At 58.7% G+C, this 14,147-nt stretch carries 16 protein-coding genes; all 16 read right to left on the bottom strand.

Going from position 1 to position 14,147, the window contains the following annotated elements; all coding sequences use genetic code 11:
* Positions 1 to 3: 3 nt before the first annotated feature.
* The 16 genes from GS605_RS02555 to nuoF all read right to left on the bottom strand — a co-directional run bounded on the left by GS605_RS02555 (position 4) and on the right by nuoF (position 14,147).
* Positions 4 to 753: a biotin--[acetyl-CoA-carboxylase] ligase gene (locus GS605_RS02555; protein ID WP_171722964.1), complete on the bottom strand. Its 750-nt coding sequence runs from the start codon at positions 751 to 753 to the stop codon at positions 4 to 6.
* Positions 754 to 807: 54 nt separating this feature from the next.
* Positions 808 to 2,250 carry an NADH-quinone oxidoreductase subunit NuoN gene (gene nuoN / locus GS605_RS02550; RefSeq protein ID WP_171631168.1) on the bottom strand — a complete coding sequence of 481 codons (1,443 nt, stop codon included), beginning with the start codon at positions 2,248 to 2,250 and terminating at the stop codon, positions 808 to 810.
* Positions 2,251 to 2,265: 15 nt separating this feature from the next.
* Positions 2,266 to 3,810: an NADH-quinone oxidoreductase subunit M gene (locus tag GS605_RS02545; RefSeq protein WP_171631166.1), complete on the bottom strand. Its 1,545-nt coding sequence runs from the start codon at positions 3,808 to 3,810 to the stop codon at positions 2,266 to 2,268.
* Positions 3,810 to 5,960 (bottom strand): NADH-quinone oxidoreductase subunit L, encoded by a 2,151-nt coding sequence (gene nuoL, locus GS605_RS02540; RefSeq protein WP_171722963.1) that lies wholly within the window; start codon positions 5,958 to 5,960, stop codon positions 3,810 to 3,812. The genes GS605_RS02545 and nuoL overlap by 1 nt, the downstream gene beginning before the upstream one ends.
* 6 nt (positions 5,961 to 5,966) lie before the next feature.
* On the bottom strand, positions 5,967 to 6,272 hold the full coding sequence (gene nuoK, locus GS605_RS02535; protein WP_005984024.1) for an NADH-quinone oxidoreductase subunit NuoK: 306 nt from the start codon (positions 6,270 to 6,272) through the stop codon (positions 5,967 to 5,969).
* Between the two features lie 4 nt (positions 6,273 to 6,276).
* Entirely contained in the window at positions 6,277 to 6,765 is a 489-nt protein-coding gene (locus GS605_RS02530) for a hypothetical protein (RefSeq protein ID WP_171722962.1), read from the bottom strand.
* On the bottom strand, positions 6,762 to 7,364 hold the full coding sequence (locus GS605_RS02525) for an NADH-quinone oxidoreductase subunit J (protein WP_171722961.1): 603 nt from the start codon (positions 7,362 to 7,364) through the stop codon (positions 6,762 to 6,764). Before GS605_RS02525 ends, GS605_RS02530 begins: the two co-directional genes overlap by 4 nt.
* A complete protein-coding gene (locus tag GS605_RS02520) occupies positions 7,361 to 7,771 on the bottom strand; it encodes a carboxymuconolactone decarboxylase family protein (protein WP_170476531.1) in 411 nt (136 codons plus the stop codon). The genes GS605_RS02525 and GS605_RS02520 overlap by 4 nt, the downstream gene beginning before the upstream one ends.
* Positions 7,768 to 8,262, bottom strand: coding sequence for an NADH-quinone oxidoreductase subunit NuoI (nuoI, locus tag GS605_RS02515; RefSeq protein ID WP_152458580.1), 495 nt, complete (start codon positions 8,260 to 8,262; stop codon positions 7,768 to 7,770). The genes GS605_RS02520 and nuoI overlap by 4 nt, the downstream gene beginning before the upstream one ends.
* 1 nt (position 8,263) lies before the next feature.
* Complete coding sequence (nuoH, locus tag GS605_RS02510; RefSeq protein ID WP_152458581.1) at positions 8,264 to 9,301, bottom strand: NADH-quinone oxidoreductase subunit NuoH; 1,038 nt, start codon at positions 9,299 to 9,301, stop codon at positions 8,264 to 8,266.
* On the bottom strand, positions 9,294 to 9,512 hold the full coding sequence (locus GS605_RS02505) for a hypothetical protein (RefSeq protein WP_171631160.1): 219 nt from the start codon (positions 9,510 to 9,512) through the stop codon (positions 9,294 to 9,296). Before GS605_RS02505 ends, nuoH begins: the two co-directional genes overlap by 8 nt.
* Positions 9,509 to 11,530, bottom strand: coding sequence for an NADH-quinone oxidoreductase subunit NuoG (gene nuoG, locus GS605_RS02500; RefSeq protein ID WP_171722960.1), 2,022 nt, complete (start codon positions 11,528 to 11,530; stop codon positions 9,509 to 9,511). Before nuoG ends, GS605_RS02505 begins: the two co-directional genes overlap by 4 nt.
* Before the next feature lie 5 nt (positions 11,531 to 11,535).
* On the bottom strand, positions 11,536 to 11,940 hold the full coding sequence (locus tag GS605_RS02495; RefSeq protein ID WP_171722959.1) for a DUF5333 domain-containing protein: 405 nt from the start codon (positions 11,938 to 11,940) through the stop codon (positions 11,536 to 11,538).
* 98 nt (positions 11,941 to 12,038) lie between these two features.
* Positions 12,039 to 12,389, bottom strand: coding sequence for a hypothetical protein (locus tag GS605_RS02490; protein WP_171631153.1), 351 nt, complete (start codon positions 12,387 to 12,389; stop codon positions 12,039 to 12,041).
* A gap of 37 nt (positions 12,390 to 12,426) precedes the next feature.
* Positions 12,427 to 12,843, bottom strand: a complete 417-nt coding sequence (locus GS605_RS02485; protein WP_171115040.1) for an MAPEG family protein — start codon at positions 12,841 to 12,843, stop codon at positions 12,427 to 12,429.
* Positions 12,844 to 12,848: 5 nt separating this feature from the next.
* Positions 12,849 to 14,147 (bottom strand): NADH-quinone oxidoreductase subunit NuoF, encoded by a 1,299-nt coding sequence (nuoF, locus tag GS605_RS02480; RefSeq protein WP_171631150.1) that lies wholly within the window; start codon positions 14,145 to 14,147, stop codon positions 12,849 to 12,851.

Below are 14,147 nucleotides of genomic sequence, written 5' to 3'. Positions count from 1 at the left end.
CTCTCAGAAATAGACATCCGCCGCAGGAATGCTCACGCGGCCTTTGGTGGTGTTTAAGACAAGGTTACCACCTGCGTCCACCGTTTCGAAGGTACCAACCGTTTCTGACGTACCGGTCCGCGCGGTGATGACCTCGCCCAACCGGGCCGCGCGGGACAGCCAGGCAGTGCGGATCGGTTCGAACCCATAGGTGACGAATTGGGTTTCATACCCGGCATAGGCCGCGGCCAGTTCGGTCAGAAAATCCTCGGGCGAGACATGTGCCCCGGTTTCCGAAAGAAGTGAGACGGGACGAACCGCGCCGGGCTCTACCGCGTCCGCATCCGGGGCATTGGCCAGATTCACTCCGATGCCGATGGACAGATGCGCCACGCCATGCCCCTGCCCCGTGCTTTCCAGCAGGATACCGGCAAGCTTGCCGCCGTTCAGCAGCACGTCATTGGGCCATTTCAGCGACAGTCCGGCAGCCCGCCCGGTAACGGCGACACACGCGTCAAAAAGGGCCAGCGCCGCCACGAAACTGCGCAAAGCCGCCTGTTCCGGCGCGCCCTGAGGACGCATCAGCAAGGTCGCCGCCAGGTTGCCCATCGGGTTGGCCCAGCTTCGTCCGCGCCGCCCGCGCGCCGCCGTCTGGTGATGCGCCATGATCCAGACAGGACCACGCGCATTCGGAGCAATCCGCGCCGCTTCATTCAGCGTGCTGTCGACTTCCTGCACCTCGTGCAGGCCATAGCCTTGGGGCCATTTTGTCATATCAAAAAGGCCCGGTCGCGCGACCGAGCCCCTCTTTCCGGATGTGTGAAACGATCAATTGACAAGCGTGGCCGCCGCGGCAGCTGCCGCGCCCTCGACGCCGAACTGATAGAAGATGCCGACCAGCATTAGGGCCGCAGACCCCATCAATGCCACCCACAGAACAGGGGTCGACCGGGTTTCGATCGGCTCTTCGTTCTCGGCCCCGAAATACATGTAGAACACGATCCGCAGGTAATAGAAGGCACCGATGACCGAAGCGATGGCCGAGACGACGACCAGACCGGTCAGACCCGCACTGACGCCCGCCTGCCAGACGCCGAATTTCGCAAAGAAACCAAGCATCGGAGGCACGCCCGCCAGGCTGAACATCAGGATCAGCACCGCCAGCGCCTTGCCCGGATCACGCTTGGAGTATTGCCGCAGAGCGTCAATATCGGTGATGGGTTTGCCGTCACGTTCCATCATCAGAATGAAGGCGAAGGTGCCGATATTCATGGTCACGTAGATGGCCAGATACATGAGCATGGCCTTGATACCCAGCTCGGTACCAGCGGCCAGGCCAATCAGCGCATAGCCCATATGGGCAATCGACGAAAACGCCATCAGTCGCTTGATGTCGCGCTGCCCGATCGCGGCCACGGCCCCCAGCAACATCGACAGCACGGACAGCAGGACAATCACTTGCTGCCAGTCTTGGACAATGCCGCCAAACGCGTCATGCAACAGGCGCGCGAACAACGCCATCGCCGCAACCTTGGGTGCCGTGGCAAAGAAAGCCGTGATCGGTGTCGGAGACCCCTCGTAAACGTCCGGCGTCCACATATGGAACGGTACGGCCGAGACCTTGAAGGCCAGACCCGAGATCAGGAAGATCAGGCCAAACAGCAGCCCCAACGAAACATCGCCATGGTGAACTGTCTGGATGATGCCCGAGAACAACGTGGTGCCGGTGAAGCCATAGACCAGCGACGCGCCATAAAGCAGCAGACCCGAGCTCAGCGCACCCAGCACAAAATACTTCAGACCTGCCTCGGTCGATTTCGCGCTGTCACGACGCAGAGCGGCCACGACATAGAGCGACAGCGATTGCAGCTCGAGCCCCATGTAAAGCGACATCAGATCGCCTGCGCTGACCATCATCATCATCCCCACGGCGGCCAGTGCCACCAGCAAAGGATATTCAAAACGCAGCAGATCGCGGCGCGCCATGTATTCCTGGCTCATGACCAGTACTGCACCCGCCGACAAAAGGATAGCAACCTTGGCAAAGCGGGCAAAGCCGTCATCGACGAACATGCCGTTGAAGGCCACGTTTGTACCCCCGCCCTGAGTTGCAATCCAGATTGCCAGAAGGGCCATAAGACCTGCCGTGGTCCAGACCAGCAAAGGCGCCAGTCCGTCCTTTGTCGTGTAGACAGCCCCCAGCAGCGCCGCCATCGCATAAAGCGCCAGAACGATTTCCGGCAGGATGATTGTCAGATCAGCCTGGATCATGTCTCCAAAGTTCCCTTAATGCGAAGCGGCTGTCTGGGTCGCAGCCTCAGCCGCGGCCAGAGCCGTGTCATAGTTCGAAATCAGAGCCGCTGTGGATTGCCCGATTACATCGGTCACCAGCGACGGGTAGACACCCAGCAGGATGGTCATCACGATCAGCGGGGCGAAGATCAATCGCTCGCGCGAGCTCATGTCGGTCATCGCCTTAAGGCTTTCCTTGATCAGATCGCCAAACACGACCCGGCGGTAGAGCCACAGCGCATAACCCGCCGAGAAGATCACACCGGTCGCTGCCACAGCCGTTACCCAGGTGTTGACCTGAAACGCGCCCATCAGGGTCAGGAATTCACCGATGAAGCCACTGGTGCCCGGCAGGCCCACATTGGCCATGGTAAACAACATAAAGACCAGCGCGTAGGCTGGCATCCGGATCACCAGACCGCCATAAGCCTCGATATCGCGGGTGTGCATCCGGTCATAGATCACGCCAACGCACAGGAACAGCGCGGCCGAGATGAACCCGTGGCTGAGCATCTGGAAGATCGCGCCATCGATGCCCTGCTGGTTTGCCGCGAAAATACCCATGGTCACAAAGCCCATATGCGCGACCGAGGAATAGGCGATCAGTTTCTTCATATCCTCCTGCACCAGCGCCACCAAAGAGGTATAGACAACCGCGATGGCAGACATCCACAGCACCAGATCGGTCATCACGGCCGAACCCACCGGGAACATCGGCAGGCTGAACCGCAGGAAGCCATAGCCGCCCATCTTCAGAAGGATCGCGGCCAGTACGACCGATCCCGCCGTGGGCGCCTGAACGTGGGCGTCCGGCAACCAGGTATGCACCGGCCACATCGGCATTTTCACCGCGAACGAGGCAAAGAAGGCCAGGAACATCAGGGTCTGCATGCCACCGACAACATAGATGCCCAGCACGCTGAAGCCCTCGGACGAGAACTGGTGCGTCATCAGCGCGGCAATGTCCGTGGTGCCCGCATCCGCATACATTGCAACCATGGCGACCAGCATCAAGACCGAGCCGAGGAAGGTGTAGAGGAAGAACTTGAAGCTGGCGTAGATCCGATCCTTGCCGCCCCATATCCCGATGATCAGGAACATCGGAATAAGACCCGCTTCGAAGAACAGGTAGAACAGTACCAGATCAAGCGCCATGAAGACGCCCAGCATCAGCGTTTCCAGCAGCAGGAAGGCAACCATGTATTCCTTGACACGGTCCGTGACATTCCAGCTGGCCAGAATGGTCAGCGGCATGATGAAGGTCGTCAGCAGAACGAACAGGACACTGATGCCATCAACACCCATCTTGTATTTGAGGCCCATCAGCCACTCGCCCTCTTCCACCATCTGGAAACCGGGGTTCGACGGGTCAAAGCCTGTATAGATGCCGATTGAAACCAGGAAGGTCACAGTGGTGGCCAGCAGAGCAATCCACTTGGCGTTCCGCTGTGCCGCCGCATCGTCACCTTGCAGGAACAAGGCCAGAATGCCTGCGGCGATGGCGGGGATAAACGTGACGATCGAAAGGATATAATCCATTACTGGGCCCCTCCGCCGATCGACATCCAGGTGACAAGGGCCGCGATGCCCAGCACCATCCAGAAGGCATAGGTAAAGATGTACCCGGTCTGCGCCTTGCCGGCGAGGCGGGTGAAGAAGGGAACAACGCCCATTGCTACTCCGTTCAGGAAGCCATCGATTGTATTGCCGTCACCGCGTTTCCACAGGAAGCGGCCAAGCGCCACAGTGGGTTTTACGAAGACCGCATCGTAGATTTCGTCGAAATACCACTTGTTCAGAAGGAACAGGTACAGCGGACGCTGATTTGCAGCCAGACGTGCCGGCAGCGACGTATTCACGATGTAGAACCAATAGGCCACGACAAAGCCAAGCAACATGGCGACGAAGGGTGAAACCTTGACCCATTTCGGAGCCGCATGCGCATCGTCCAGAACATGGTTGTCCGGCGCCATGTAAAGCGCGCCCTCGCCGGGCTGGCCCGCAAAGACATAGTGATGATCGCCACCCTTTGCATCCTTCTCACCATGACCTTCATCGGCATGACTGTCAGCCGCGTGGCTTTCATCCGCATGGCTGTCTTCACCGTGCGAAGCATCCGCCGCCGCATGATCACCGGCCTCGGCATGTTCTGACGCTTCGGCAACCGGAATACCGTAGAACTTGCCGACCTTGTCCGCATGGCCAAAGAAATTGCCATACCAGATCATCCCGGCAAACACCGCACCCAGCGACAGAACGCCAAGCGGCACCAGCATGGTCATCGGGCTTTCATGTGCGTGGTCATGCGTATGCTTGTCGCCACGCGGTTTGCCATAGAAGGTCAGGAAAATCAGACGCCAGCTATAGAACGAGGTGAACATCGCCGCGATCACCAGCATCCAGAAGGCGTAGCCGGTTCCGCCCGCATAGGCGCTTTCGATGATCGCGTCTTTAGACAGGAACCCGGCAAAACCGATTGTGGTAAGCGGAATGCCGACACCCGTGATGGCCAGCGTTCCGATCATCATCGCCCAGAAGGTGTAAGGGATCTTTTTGCGCAGACCGCCATATTCCGTCATCTCCTGCTCGTGATGCATAGCGTGGATCACGGACCCCGCACCGAGGAACAGCAGCGCCTTGAAGAAAGCGTGCGTGAACAGGTGGAACATCGCCGCCGAATACATGCCGACGCCCGCGGCCACGAACATGTATCCCAGCTGGGAACAGGTCGAATACGCAATGACGCGCTTGATGTCGGTCTGTACCAGACCCACGGTCGCCGCGAAGAACGCTGTCGAGGCCCCAAGGAAGGTGATGAACCCGGTCGCGCCCGGCGCGAACTCCATCAGCGGCGACATGCGGCAGACAAGGAACACGCCCGCTGTCACCATGGTGGCCGCGTGGATCAGGGCCGACACCGGCGTCGGGCCTTCCATCGCGTCCGGCAACCAGGTGTGCAGGATCAGCTGCGCGGATTTACCCATCGCACCGATGAACAGCAGAACACAGATCACCTCGACCGCGGTCCATTCGCCCCACAGGAAATGTAGCTTTTCTTCTGCAAGCGCGGGTGCCGATGCGAAAATGTCCGAAAAGTTGATGCTGTCGGTCAGGAAGAACAGCGCGAAGATGCCCAGAGCAAAGCCAAAATCGCCCACACGGTTGACGATGAACGCTTTCATCGCCGCAGCATTTGCCGACGGCTTGCGATAGTAGAAGCCGATGAGCAGATACGAGGCAACACCCACGCCTTCCCAGCCAAAGAACATCTGCACAAGGTTGTCCGCCGTCACCAGCATCAGCATCGCGAAGGTAAAGAAGGACAGATAGGCAAAGAAACGCGGCTTATAGCTTTCGCCTTCGCGCCATTGCGGGTCGTGATCCATGTAGCCAAAGCTGTAGAGATGCACGAGCGCCGAAACCGTGGTGACCACGATCAGCATGATGGCGGTCAGCCGGTCCAGACGGATGGCCCACGAGGTCGAGAGCGACCCGCTTTCGATCCAGCGCATGATCTCGATCTGTTGTGTGAGCCCGTCGAACGAGAAGAACACGAGCCATGACAGCAGACAAGCCAGAAACAGCAGGCCCGTGGCCGTCCACATGGCGGCCTTCTCGCCAATGAATCTCCAGCCAAACCCGCAGAGCAGCGCGCCCACCAGCGGGGCAAAGAGGATGGTGGTTTCCATGTTCTCTTACCCCTTCATCATATTGACGTCTTCAACCGCGATGGTGCCGCGGTTGCGGAAGAAGCAGACCAGAATGGCCAGACCAATCGCCGCCTCGGCCGCCGCAACGGTCAGCACGAACAGCGTGAACACCTGCCCGACCAGATCGCCAAGGAAGCTGGAAAACGCCACGAGGTTGATATTCACCGCCAGCAGCATCAGCTCGATGCTCATCAGCAGGATGATGACGTTCTTGCGGTTCAGGAAGAGACCGAAGATGCCGATGACGAACAGCGTCGCCGCGACCGTAAGATAGTGTTCAAGTCCGATCATCGTCTTAGAGTCCCTCGAATTTCTCTTTCCCGTTGCGAAGCTCGGGAAACGCCATTGCACAGGCGCAGTTTTCTTTCGATTCAATGTAGTCGTCGATCTGGAATGCCTTTCGCTCAAAGGCTTTTGTTGCCGAAGTCCACGAATAACTTGTTTCAGCAGATGCTAGTACTTGGACAACTTCATTTGCTTCATCGACGCGATCCAAATGAGTACCGTCGAAGTCCCGTTCAAGATTCGCTACGACGCGCATCGTTTGACCGCTTTCACAAGCCGCAAACAAAACAAACTCAGTATGTGTGCATCCCAATTCGTCGGTGCAGATAGAGCCAATCTCAGGGTAAGAGACAACGCCGTTGCCAACGATTCTGTGGTTCGTCTCGAACACGTGATGCGACATAATCGGAAGAGCTTCGCAAGCTTCGATACCCGCTGCGAAAACAGTCGCGGGGAAAAAAGCGAAACTTAGCCCAGATATCACGGCTTTGAACCTCACAACCCCTGCCCCGGTTTCACGTCCTTCAATTCCATCGCCTTGGCCGGATCGCGCATCATCTGGCCGACGATGTCCTGACGCTTGATATCCTGACGGTGGCGCAGCGTCAAAACGATGGCGCCGATCATAGCCACCAGCAGGATCAGGCCCGCAAGTTGGAACAGAAGAAAGTACTGATCGTAAAGGATGACACCCAGCGCCTCGGTGTTGTGGCGGTCAGTCGGGACCGGCTGCGCCAGATTTTCGGCAGCACCCTGCGCGCTGTCCCAGGCGCCGAAAGCCATGACAAATTGCATCAGGATGACCAGACCGATCAGCAGGGCCAGCGGCATATAGCGCGCCATCTCGGCCTTTAGCTCGGCAAAGTCCACATCCAACATCATCACAACGAAGAGGAAAAGCACAGCGACCGCGCCCACGTAGACGATGATCAACAGCATCGCCACGAACTCGGCCCCCAGCAGCACGAACAGCCCCGCCGCAGACAGGAAGGACAGGATCAGCCACAGCACCGAGTGCACTGGCTGACGGCTGATCACCGTGAACAGCCCGCCGGTGATGGCGCTGATGGCAAACAGGTAGAAGGCAAAGACGGTCATTGATCCTCATCCTCGTTGTCGCCCATGACCTCTTGCGCCAGATCCAGCGCGCGGGTCATGGCCGGGATGCCGGCAAAGACCGACATCTGACCGATCGTTTCCACGATCTCTTGTTTCTTGGCACCCGCCTCCAAAGCGTGGCGCACGGTCTGACGCACTGCCGAGTCCGCCTGAGCGCCCTGACAGGTCAGCCCGGCCAGCGTCAGCAGAAGGCGGGTTTTGGCATCCAGCCCGTCTTTGTTGACGGTGTTGCCAAACATCATCTCCATGACCTCTTTCGGCATGGTTGGCCACAGCGCCTCGAACCCCTTGGGCGAGAAGCTTTCCATCGCCGGGTTCATCGCCTTGGCCATGTCCTGAGCCTGCTTCATCATCAGCTCGAACGGATTTGTCGGGCTGTCACTCATCGGTAAGGCGCGTCCAGTTCCAGATTGCGGGCGATCTCGGCTTCCCAGCGTTCGCCGTTGTCCAGCAGTTTCTGCTTGTCATAGAACAGCTCTTCGCGGGTTTCCGTTGCGAATTCGAAATTCGGGCCTTCGACGATGGCATCGACCGGGCAAGCTTCCTGACAGAAGCCGCAATAGATGCACTTGGTCATGTCGATGTCATAGCGCGTGGTGCGGCGGCTGCCGTCCTCGCGCGGTTCAGCGTCGATGGTGATGGCTTGGGCCGGGCAGATCGCCTCGCAGAGTTTGCAGGCGATGCAGCGTTCTTCACCATTCGGATAGCGGCGCAGAGCGTGTTCGCCGCGGAAACGTGGGGACAGAGGCCCCTTTTCGTGCGGATAGTTCACCGTGGCCTTGGGCGCGAAGAAATACTTCAGCCCCAGCTTCATGCCGACCCAGAAGTCTTGCAGAAGGAAGTATTTGGCAGCGCGGGTATAGTCGATTTGGGTCATATCAGCCTCCTACGCTCCAACGGGCAAATGCGCCCCAGAACCAGTCGAATTTCGCCGCAAAGGCCACGAAAACCACCCAAGCCAGCGAGAATGGCAGGAACACTTTCCAGCCCAGCCGCATCAGCTGGTCATAGCGGTAGCGGGGTGTGATCGCCTTGACCATTGCGAAGATGAAGAAAAAGAACGCCATCTTGGCCACCATCCACAGAACGCCGTCCGGCAGGCCAGGGATCGGGGACAGCCAGCCGCCGAAGAACAGCAGAGAGGTCAGCGCGCACATCAGGAAGATGGCGATGTATTCGCCTGCCATGAACAGCAGGAAAGGCGTGGCGGAATATTCGACCTGATAACCGGCGACCAGTTCCGATTCCGCCTCGGGCAAGTCAAACGGTGGTCGGTTGGTTTCGGCCAGGGCCGAGATGAAGAACAGGAACACCATCGGGAAATGCGGCAGCCAGTACCAGCTGAAGAAGCCGAACGAGCCGTCCTGAGCGCGCACGATGTCGCCAAAATTCATCGAGCCGGTCGAAATGATCACACCGATGATGATCAGGCCGATCGAAACCTCGTAGGAAATCATCTGCGCGGCCGAGCGCAGCGAGCCCAAGAACGGGTACTTTGAGTTCGACGCCCAACCGCCCATGATCACGCCATAAACCTCGAGCGAGGACACCGCGAATACATAGAGGATCGCGACGTTGATATCCGACAGAACCCAGCCATCGTTGAACGGGATCACCGCCCAGGCGATCATCGCCAGAACGAAGGATGTCAGCGGTGCGAGGATAAAGACCGTCCGGTCGGCGCCCGCAGGAATGACGACCTCTTTCACCACATATTTCAGGGCATCCGCCACCGATTGCAGCAGGCCATAGACGCCCACCACGTTGGGGCCGCGACGCATCTGGACAGCGGCCCAGATCTTGCGGTCCCCGTAAACAAGGAACAACAGTGAAATCATCACAAAGGCAACAACGGCAAGCACTTGCGCCAGAATGATGATGGCTATTCCGCCTGGGGTGTTAAAGAATTCAGCCATTGGTCCTCACACCGTGGGTATTCCGTTTTCCGCGCGCGATGCAAAGGCCAGAAGCCTGCGCAAACTGCGGCTGGGTCGGCGCGTTGGTGTAAACAGCATCTGCCGCCATTGCGCCACCCTTAATATTCGGTTTCACACGCAAATCAGGCGCGGCCAACTGCCGCCCGGCACCGGATGCGCCGATCTGCGATATGAAAATGGTCTGGGTCATTCCGCCGCGATCTTCTCGGATTTGCGGGCCTGCGCCTGTGCCGAAAGCTCGGCCATCAACTGTGAAGCCCGTGCGATCGGGTTGGTCAGGTAGAAGTCCTTGATCGCATAGCGGAAAGTTGCGTTGCCCAGAGTACCGGCGTCGAGAACTTTCACATCGTTCTCGATCACTTCGTCGATGCGGGCCAGATGCGGAACCGCCTCGATCAAGGCCGTGCGCAACTGTGCCAGAGAGTCGTAGGGCAGTGTTGCACCCAGTTCGGCCGACAAGGCGCGCAGGATGGCCCAGTTTTCCTTCGCCTCACCCGGCGCAAAACCGGCCCGCATCGCCAGTTGAGGGCGACCTTCGGTGTTTACGAACACGCCGTTTTCCTCGGTATAGGCCGCGCCTGGCAGGATCACATCGGCGCGGTGTGCACCCCGGTCACCATGGCTGCCCTGATAGATCACAAAGGCGCCTTCGCCGATCTCGACCTCATCCGCACCAAGGTTGTAGATCACGTCGGCGGCGCTGATCGCGTCCATTCCGCCTTCGTTCGTGGCACCCACATCCATCGCACCAACGCGCGATGCCGCAGTGTGCAAAACGATCAAACCACTTTCTGTATTGGCCGCGATGGCTTGCGCAGCAGCCAGCACGGCGGCGCCGTCCGCTTCCTGCAAAGCGCCCTGACCAATGATGACCAACGACCGTTTTCCCTTGATCTCATCATCTCCGCCCACGTCGACAACTTTTTGCAGCGCTGTTCGATCATCGCCAACATGCTGATACTCATATGTCAGATCGACCGCAGGACCGACCAAAGCGACTTCGGCCCCATGCGCCCACGCCTTGCGGATGCGCGCGTTCAGGACAGGCGCTTCGTCACGTGGGTTGGTACCGATCAGCAGGATACGTTCCGCTGTGTCGATATCTTCAATCGCGGCGGTGCCAGCGTAAGCGCCACGATTGCCCGCCGGAAGCTTTGCGCCATCGGTACGGCATTCGACAACACCACCCTGCCCTTCGATCATCTGTTTCAGCGCAAACGCCACCTCGACCGGAGCCAGATCGCCCACGATACCGGCGGGTTTCTCGGCGCCTTTCAGCGCCTCTGCTGCCTTGGTCAGCGCCTCGGACCATGAGGCCGGGCGCAGCTTGCCGTTTTTACGGACATAGGGCTTGTCCAAACGCTGACGGCGCAGGCCATCCCAGACAAAGCGGGTCTTGTCGCTGATCCATTCCTCGTTCACGCCGTCATGATTGCGCGGCAGGAAACGCATGACTTCACGGCCTTTGGTATCGACGCGTATGTTCGATCCCAACGCATCCATCACATCGATGCTTTCGGTTTTGGTCAATTCCCACGGACGTGCAGTAAAGGCGTAGGGCTTGGAGGTCAGTGCCCCGACAGGGCACAGATCGATGATGTTGCCCTGCAAATTCGAATCCAGCGTCTGGTTCAGATACGAGGTGATCTCGGCATCCTCACCGCGCCCGGTCTGACCCATCTGAGTTATCCCGGCTACTTCGGTGGTGAAGCGCACGCAGCGCGTGCAGCTGATGCAGCGGGTCATTGCGGTGCCAACCAGCGGGCCAAGATCCAGGTCATCGACCGCCCGCTTTGCTTCCTTGAAACGGGATCCGGACATGCCATAGGCCATCGCCTGATCCTGAAGGTCGCATTCGCCACCCTGATCACAGATCGGGCAATCCAGCGGATGGTTGATCAGCAGGAACTCCATCACGCCTTCGCGGGCCTTTTTGACCATGGGCGAGTTCGTCTTGACCACCGGGGGTTGACCTTCAGGCCCCGGACGCAGGTCACGCACCTGCATCGCGCAGGAGGCCGCAGGTTTCGGCGGCCCGCCGACGACCTCGACCAGGCACATCCGGCAATTGCCAGCGATCGACAGACGCTCGTGATAACAAAAGCGCGGCACTTCGACCCCGGCTTGTTCACAAGCCTGGATCAGGGTCATCGCGCCATCGACTTCGATTTCCTGTCCGTCGATATTGATCTTGCGGAGGTCAGACATGGCTTTCAATTCGCCCTCAAATAAACGCCAATGGCGCTGTTTCTTTGGATTTCCTTCTGCCCCAGAGTGCAGAATGTGTTGGGGTTGTCATAGGTCACGCCATTCGAAGCCAGATACGCCTCGCCCTTGGCGCGCATCCGGTCTTTTTCAGCATCCGATTCGACGTAAGAGCGGATTTCGGTATCCGTATACCCCAGTTTGTTCGCCTTGGAGCGCAGCCCCCACATCACACTGATCGCTTTCAATCGACGCCCGCTGATCGAGGGGCAATATTCCGAAATTTCATTTGCGATGGCGATGTAATAGAGTTCGTCGTCGATCTCTTTGACATCCCTCAAGGGCGGCTTCGCATTTGCAACGGCAGGCAATGTGACCAAGGCAGCCAGCGCGAGTGTTTTGGCAATAGACATGGATTTTCCCTTCGTTTTGGACGCACCAAAACGAACCGGTCCGGTCTTGCTAGGCAATAGCGGCCGGCAATCCATGTCGTGATATGCAAAACCGCGCGTCATGGCCGTTGGCATTTTCCCGCAAAGGTCAATTGATCATCACTGATGCGCAGGTTTTGCGGTTCGGTGTCCGGCCCCACTTTCCAATCGATCCGCGAAGACCCGAAATTCTGCACGCAAAACTTGGTTCCTTCATGACGGCCGGCCTCACGTGCACCGTCCAGCGATGCGGACGCACCCTTTACCACAACGGTAAAGTCCGTTGGCGATGCTTTCTTGTCGACCGCCTTCGCCTTTGCCTTGAACGCTTTTCCATCGAACAGAATACGATCTTCCGACGGCTTGATGATGCCGCAGGCGGACACGCTTGCCAGTGCCAGCAGGACTACAAGGGTTCTTGAGGCCTTCATACTATCCCTCTTCGTGTTCTCATCTGCCGGGACGCCATCAGAACGCCGCCACCAATGCCATAAGCCCAATCACAAACATGCAGGCCCAGCCCAATACATACAGCACGGACCGAAGGCCACTGTTCGGCTTGCCTATGCCTTTGATGTGCACCACCAGCATCACCAACCGCGCAACCAATGCGACAGACGCCAGCAGATTGACCCAGAACGGGCTGGCGCCCAGCAATACCGCCGCAGTCACAACAGCCACAAACGCCGGAAGCGTTTCCGTTCCGTTCAGATAGGCCCGGTTCAGTCGATAGGCCTGGTCGGAATAGTCCTGCTCAGGGGTCGCTCCAGGCGCGAGGCCTTTGCCCTGCTTGGCCAGCGCTGAAAACGGGGCCAGGAACAGAACCACCAGCGTGAAAAGCACAACCGATGAAATCGCGTGGCTGTATTCTGCAAACATGTCCATCCCGATCACTCCGCCGCCATCGCACCCATACGGCCCGATTTCTGAGCCTTGATGCGGTCTTCGATTTCTTCACGGAAATTCCGGATCAGGCCCTGGATCGGCCAGGCTGCCGCATCGCCGAGAGCGCAGATCGTGTGACCTTCCACCTGTTTGGTCACATCAAACAGCATGTCAATCTCTTCCAGCTCGGCCTCGCCACGCACCAGGCGGTCCATGACCCGCATCATCCAGCCAGTGCCTTCGCGGCAGGGCGTGCACTGGCCGCAGCTTTCGTGTTTGTAGAATTTTGACAGGCGCCAGATCGCCTTGATGATGTCGGTGGACCTGTCCATCACGATCACCGCCGCCGTTCCAAGCCCCGAGCCGAGATCGTTGCGCAGATAATCGAAATCCATGATCGCGTCGCGCATGTTCTCACCGCGCACACACGGAACCGAGGATCCTCCGGGGATCACGGCCAGCAGATTGTCCCAGCCACCGCGAATGCCGCCGCAATGGGTCTCGATCAGCTCCTCGAAGGAAATTGACATCGCCTCTTCCACGACGCAGGGGTTGTTGACGTGACCCGAGATCGCAAACAGCTTGGTGCCCGCGTTGTTCTGGCGGCCGAAACCTGCGAACCAATCCGCCCCACGGCGCAGGATCGTAGGTACGACGGCGATGGATTCGACGTTGTTCACGGTCGTCGGGCAGCCATATAAACCCGCACCTGCCGGGAACGGCGGTTTCATCCGCGGCATGCCCTTTTTACCTTCGAGGCTTTCAATCAGCGCCGTTTCCTCGCCACAGATATAGGCGCCCGCCCCGTGGTGCAGAAACAGGTCGAAATCCCAGCCCGAGCCCGCGGCATTCTTGCCCAGAAGACCCGCGTCATAGGCCTCGTCAATCGCGGCCTGCAACGCCTCGCGTTCGCGGATGTACTCACCACGCAGGTAGATGTAGCAGGTGTGGGCATTCATGGCGAAAGACGCGATCAGGCAGCCCTCGATCAGCGTATGCGGATCATGGCGCATGATCTCGCGGTCTTTGCAGGTGCCGGGTTCGGATTCGTCCGCGTTGACCACCAGATAGGACGGGCGCCCGTCGCTTTCCTTGGGCATGAACGACCATTTGAGACCGGTCGGGAAACCCGCGCCGCCGCGTCCGCGCAGCCCGGAATCCTTCATCGTCTGGATGATCCAGTCGCGCCCTTTATCAATCAGGCCAGCAGTGCCGTCCCAATGCCCGCGGGCCTGCGCACCTTTCAGCGTGCGTTCATGCATCCCGTAGATGTTGGTAAAGATCCGGTCCTGATCCTTCAGCAT

The organism is Ruegeria sp. HKCCD7559, from assembly GCF_013110575.1.
In the GTDB taxonomy this organism is placed as follows: domain Bacteria; phylum Pseudomonadota; class Alphaproteobacteria; order Rhodobacterales; family Rhodobacteraceae; genus Ruegeria.
The sequence above is the reverse complement of the archived record's forward strand: the minus strand, read 5'-3'. Positions and strand labels throughout refer to the sequence as shown.

Excerpts from the sequence above, each read along its gene's own strand:
- GS605_RS02555 (WP_171722964.1), bottom strand. The coding sequence starts at position 753 with ATGACAAAATGGCCCCAAGGCTATGGCCTGCACGAGGTGCAGGAAGTC.
- nuoN (WP_171631168.1), bottom strand. The coding sequence starts at position 2,250 with ATGATCCAGGCTGATCTGACAATCATCCTGCCGGAAATCGTTCTGGCG.
- GS605_RS02545 (WP_171631166.1), bottom strand. The coding sequence starts at position 3,810 with ATGGATTATATCCTTTCGATCGTCACGTTTATCCCCGCCATCGCCGCA.
- nuoL (WP_171722963.1), bottom strand. The coding sequence starts at position 5,960 with ATGGAAACCACCATCCTCTTTGCCCCGCTGGTGGGCGCGCTGCTCTGC.
- nuoK (WP_005984024.1), bottom strand. The coding sequence starts at position 6,272 with ATGATCGGACTTGAACACTATCTTACGGTCGCGGCGACGCTGTTCGTC.
- GS605_RS02525 (WP_171722961.1), bottom strand. The coding sequence starts at position 7,364 with ATGACCGTCTTTGCCTTCTACCTGTTTGCCATCAGCGCCATCACCGGC.
- GS605_RS02520 (WP_170476531.1), bottom strand. The coding sequence starts at position 7,771 with ATGAGTGACAGCCCGACAAATCCGTTCGAGCTGATGATGAAGCAGGCT.
- nuoI (WP_152458580.1), bottom strand. The coding sequence starts at position 8,262 with ATGACCCAAATCGACTATACCCGCGCTGCCAAATACTTCCTTCTGCAA.
- nuoH (WP_152458581.1), bottom strand. The coding sequence starts at position 9,301 with ATGGCTGAATTCTTTAACACCCCAGGCGGAATAGCCATCATCATTCTG.
- GS605_RS02505 (WP_171631160.1), bottom strand. The coding sequence starts at position 9,512 with ATGACCCAGACCATTTTCATATCGCAGATCGGCGCATCCGGTGCCGGG.
- nuoG (WP_171722960.1), bottom strand. The coding sequence starts at position 11,530 with ATGTCTGACCTCCGCAAGATCAATATCGACGGACAGGAAATCGAAGTC.
- GS605_RS02495 (WP_171722959.1), bottom strand. The coding sequence starts at position 11,940 with ATGTCTATTGCCAAAACACTCGCGCTGGCTGCCTTGGTCACATTGCCT.
- GS605_RS02490 (WP_171631153.1), bottom strand. The coding sequence starts at position 12,389 with ATGAAGGCCTCAAGAACCCTTGTAGTCCTGCTGGCACTGGCAAGCGTG.
- GS605_RS02485 (WP_171115040.1), bottom strand. The coding sequence starts at position 12,843 with ATGGACATGTTTGCAGAATACAGCCACGCGATTTCATCGGTTGTGCTT.
- nuoF (WP_171631150.1), bottom strand. The coding sequence starts at position 14,147 with ATGCTGAAGGATCAGGACCGGATCTTTACCAACATCTACGGGATGCAT.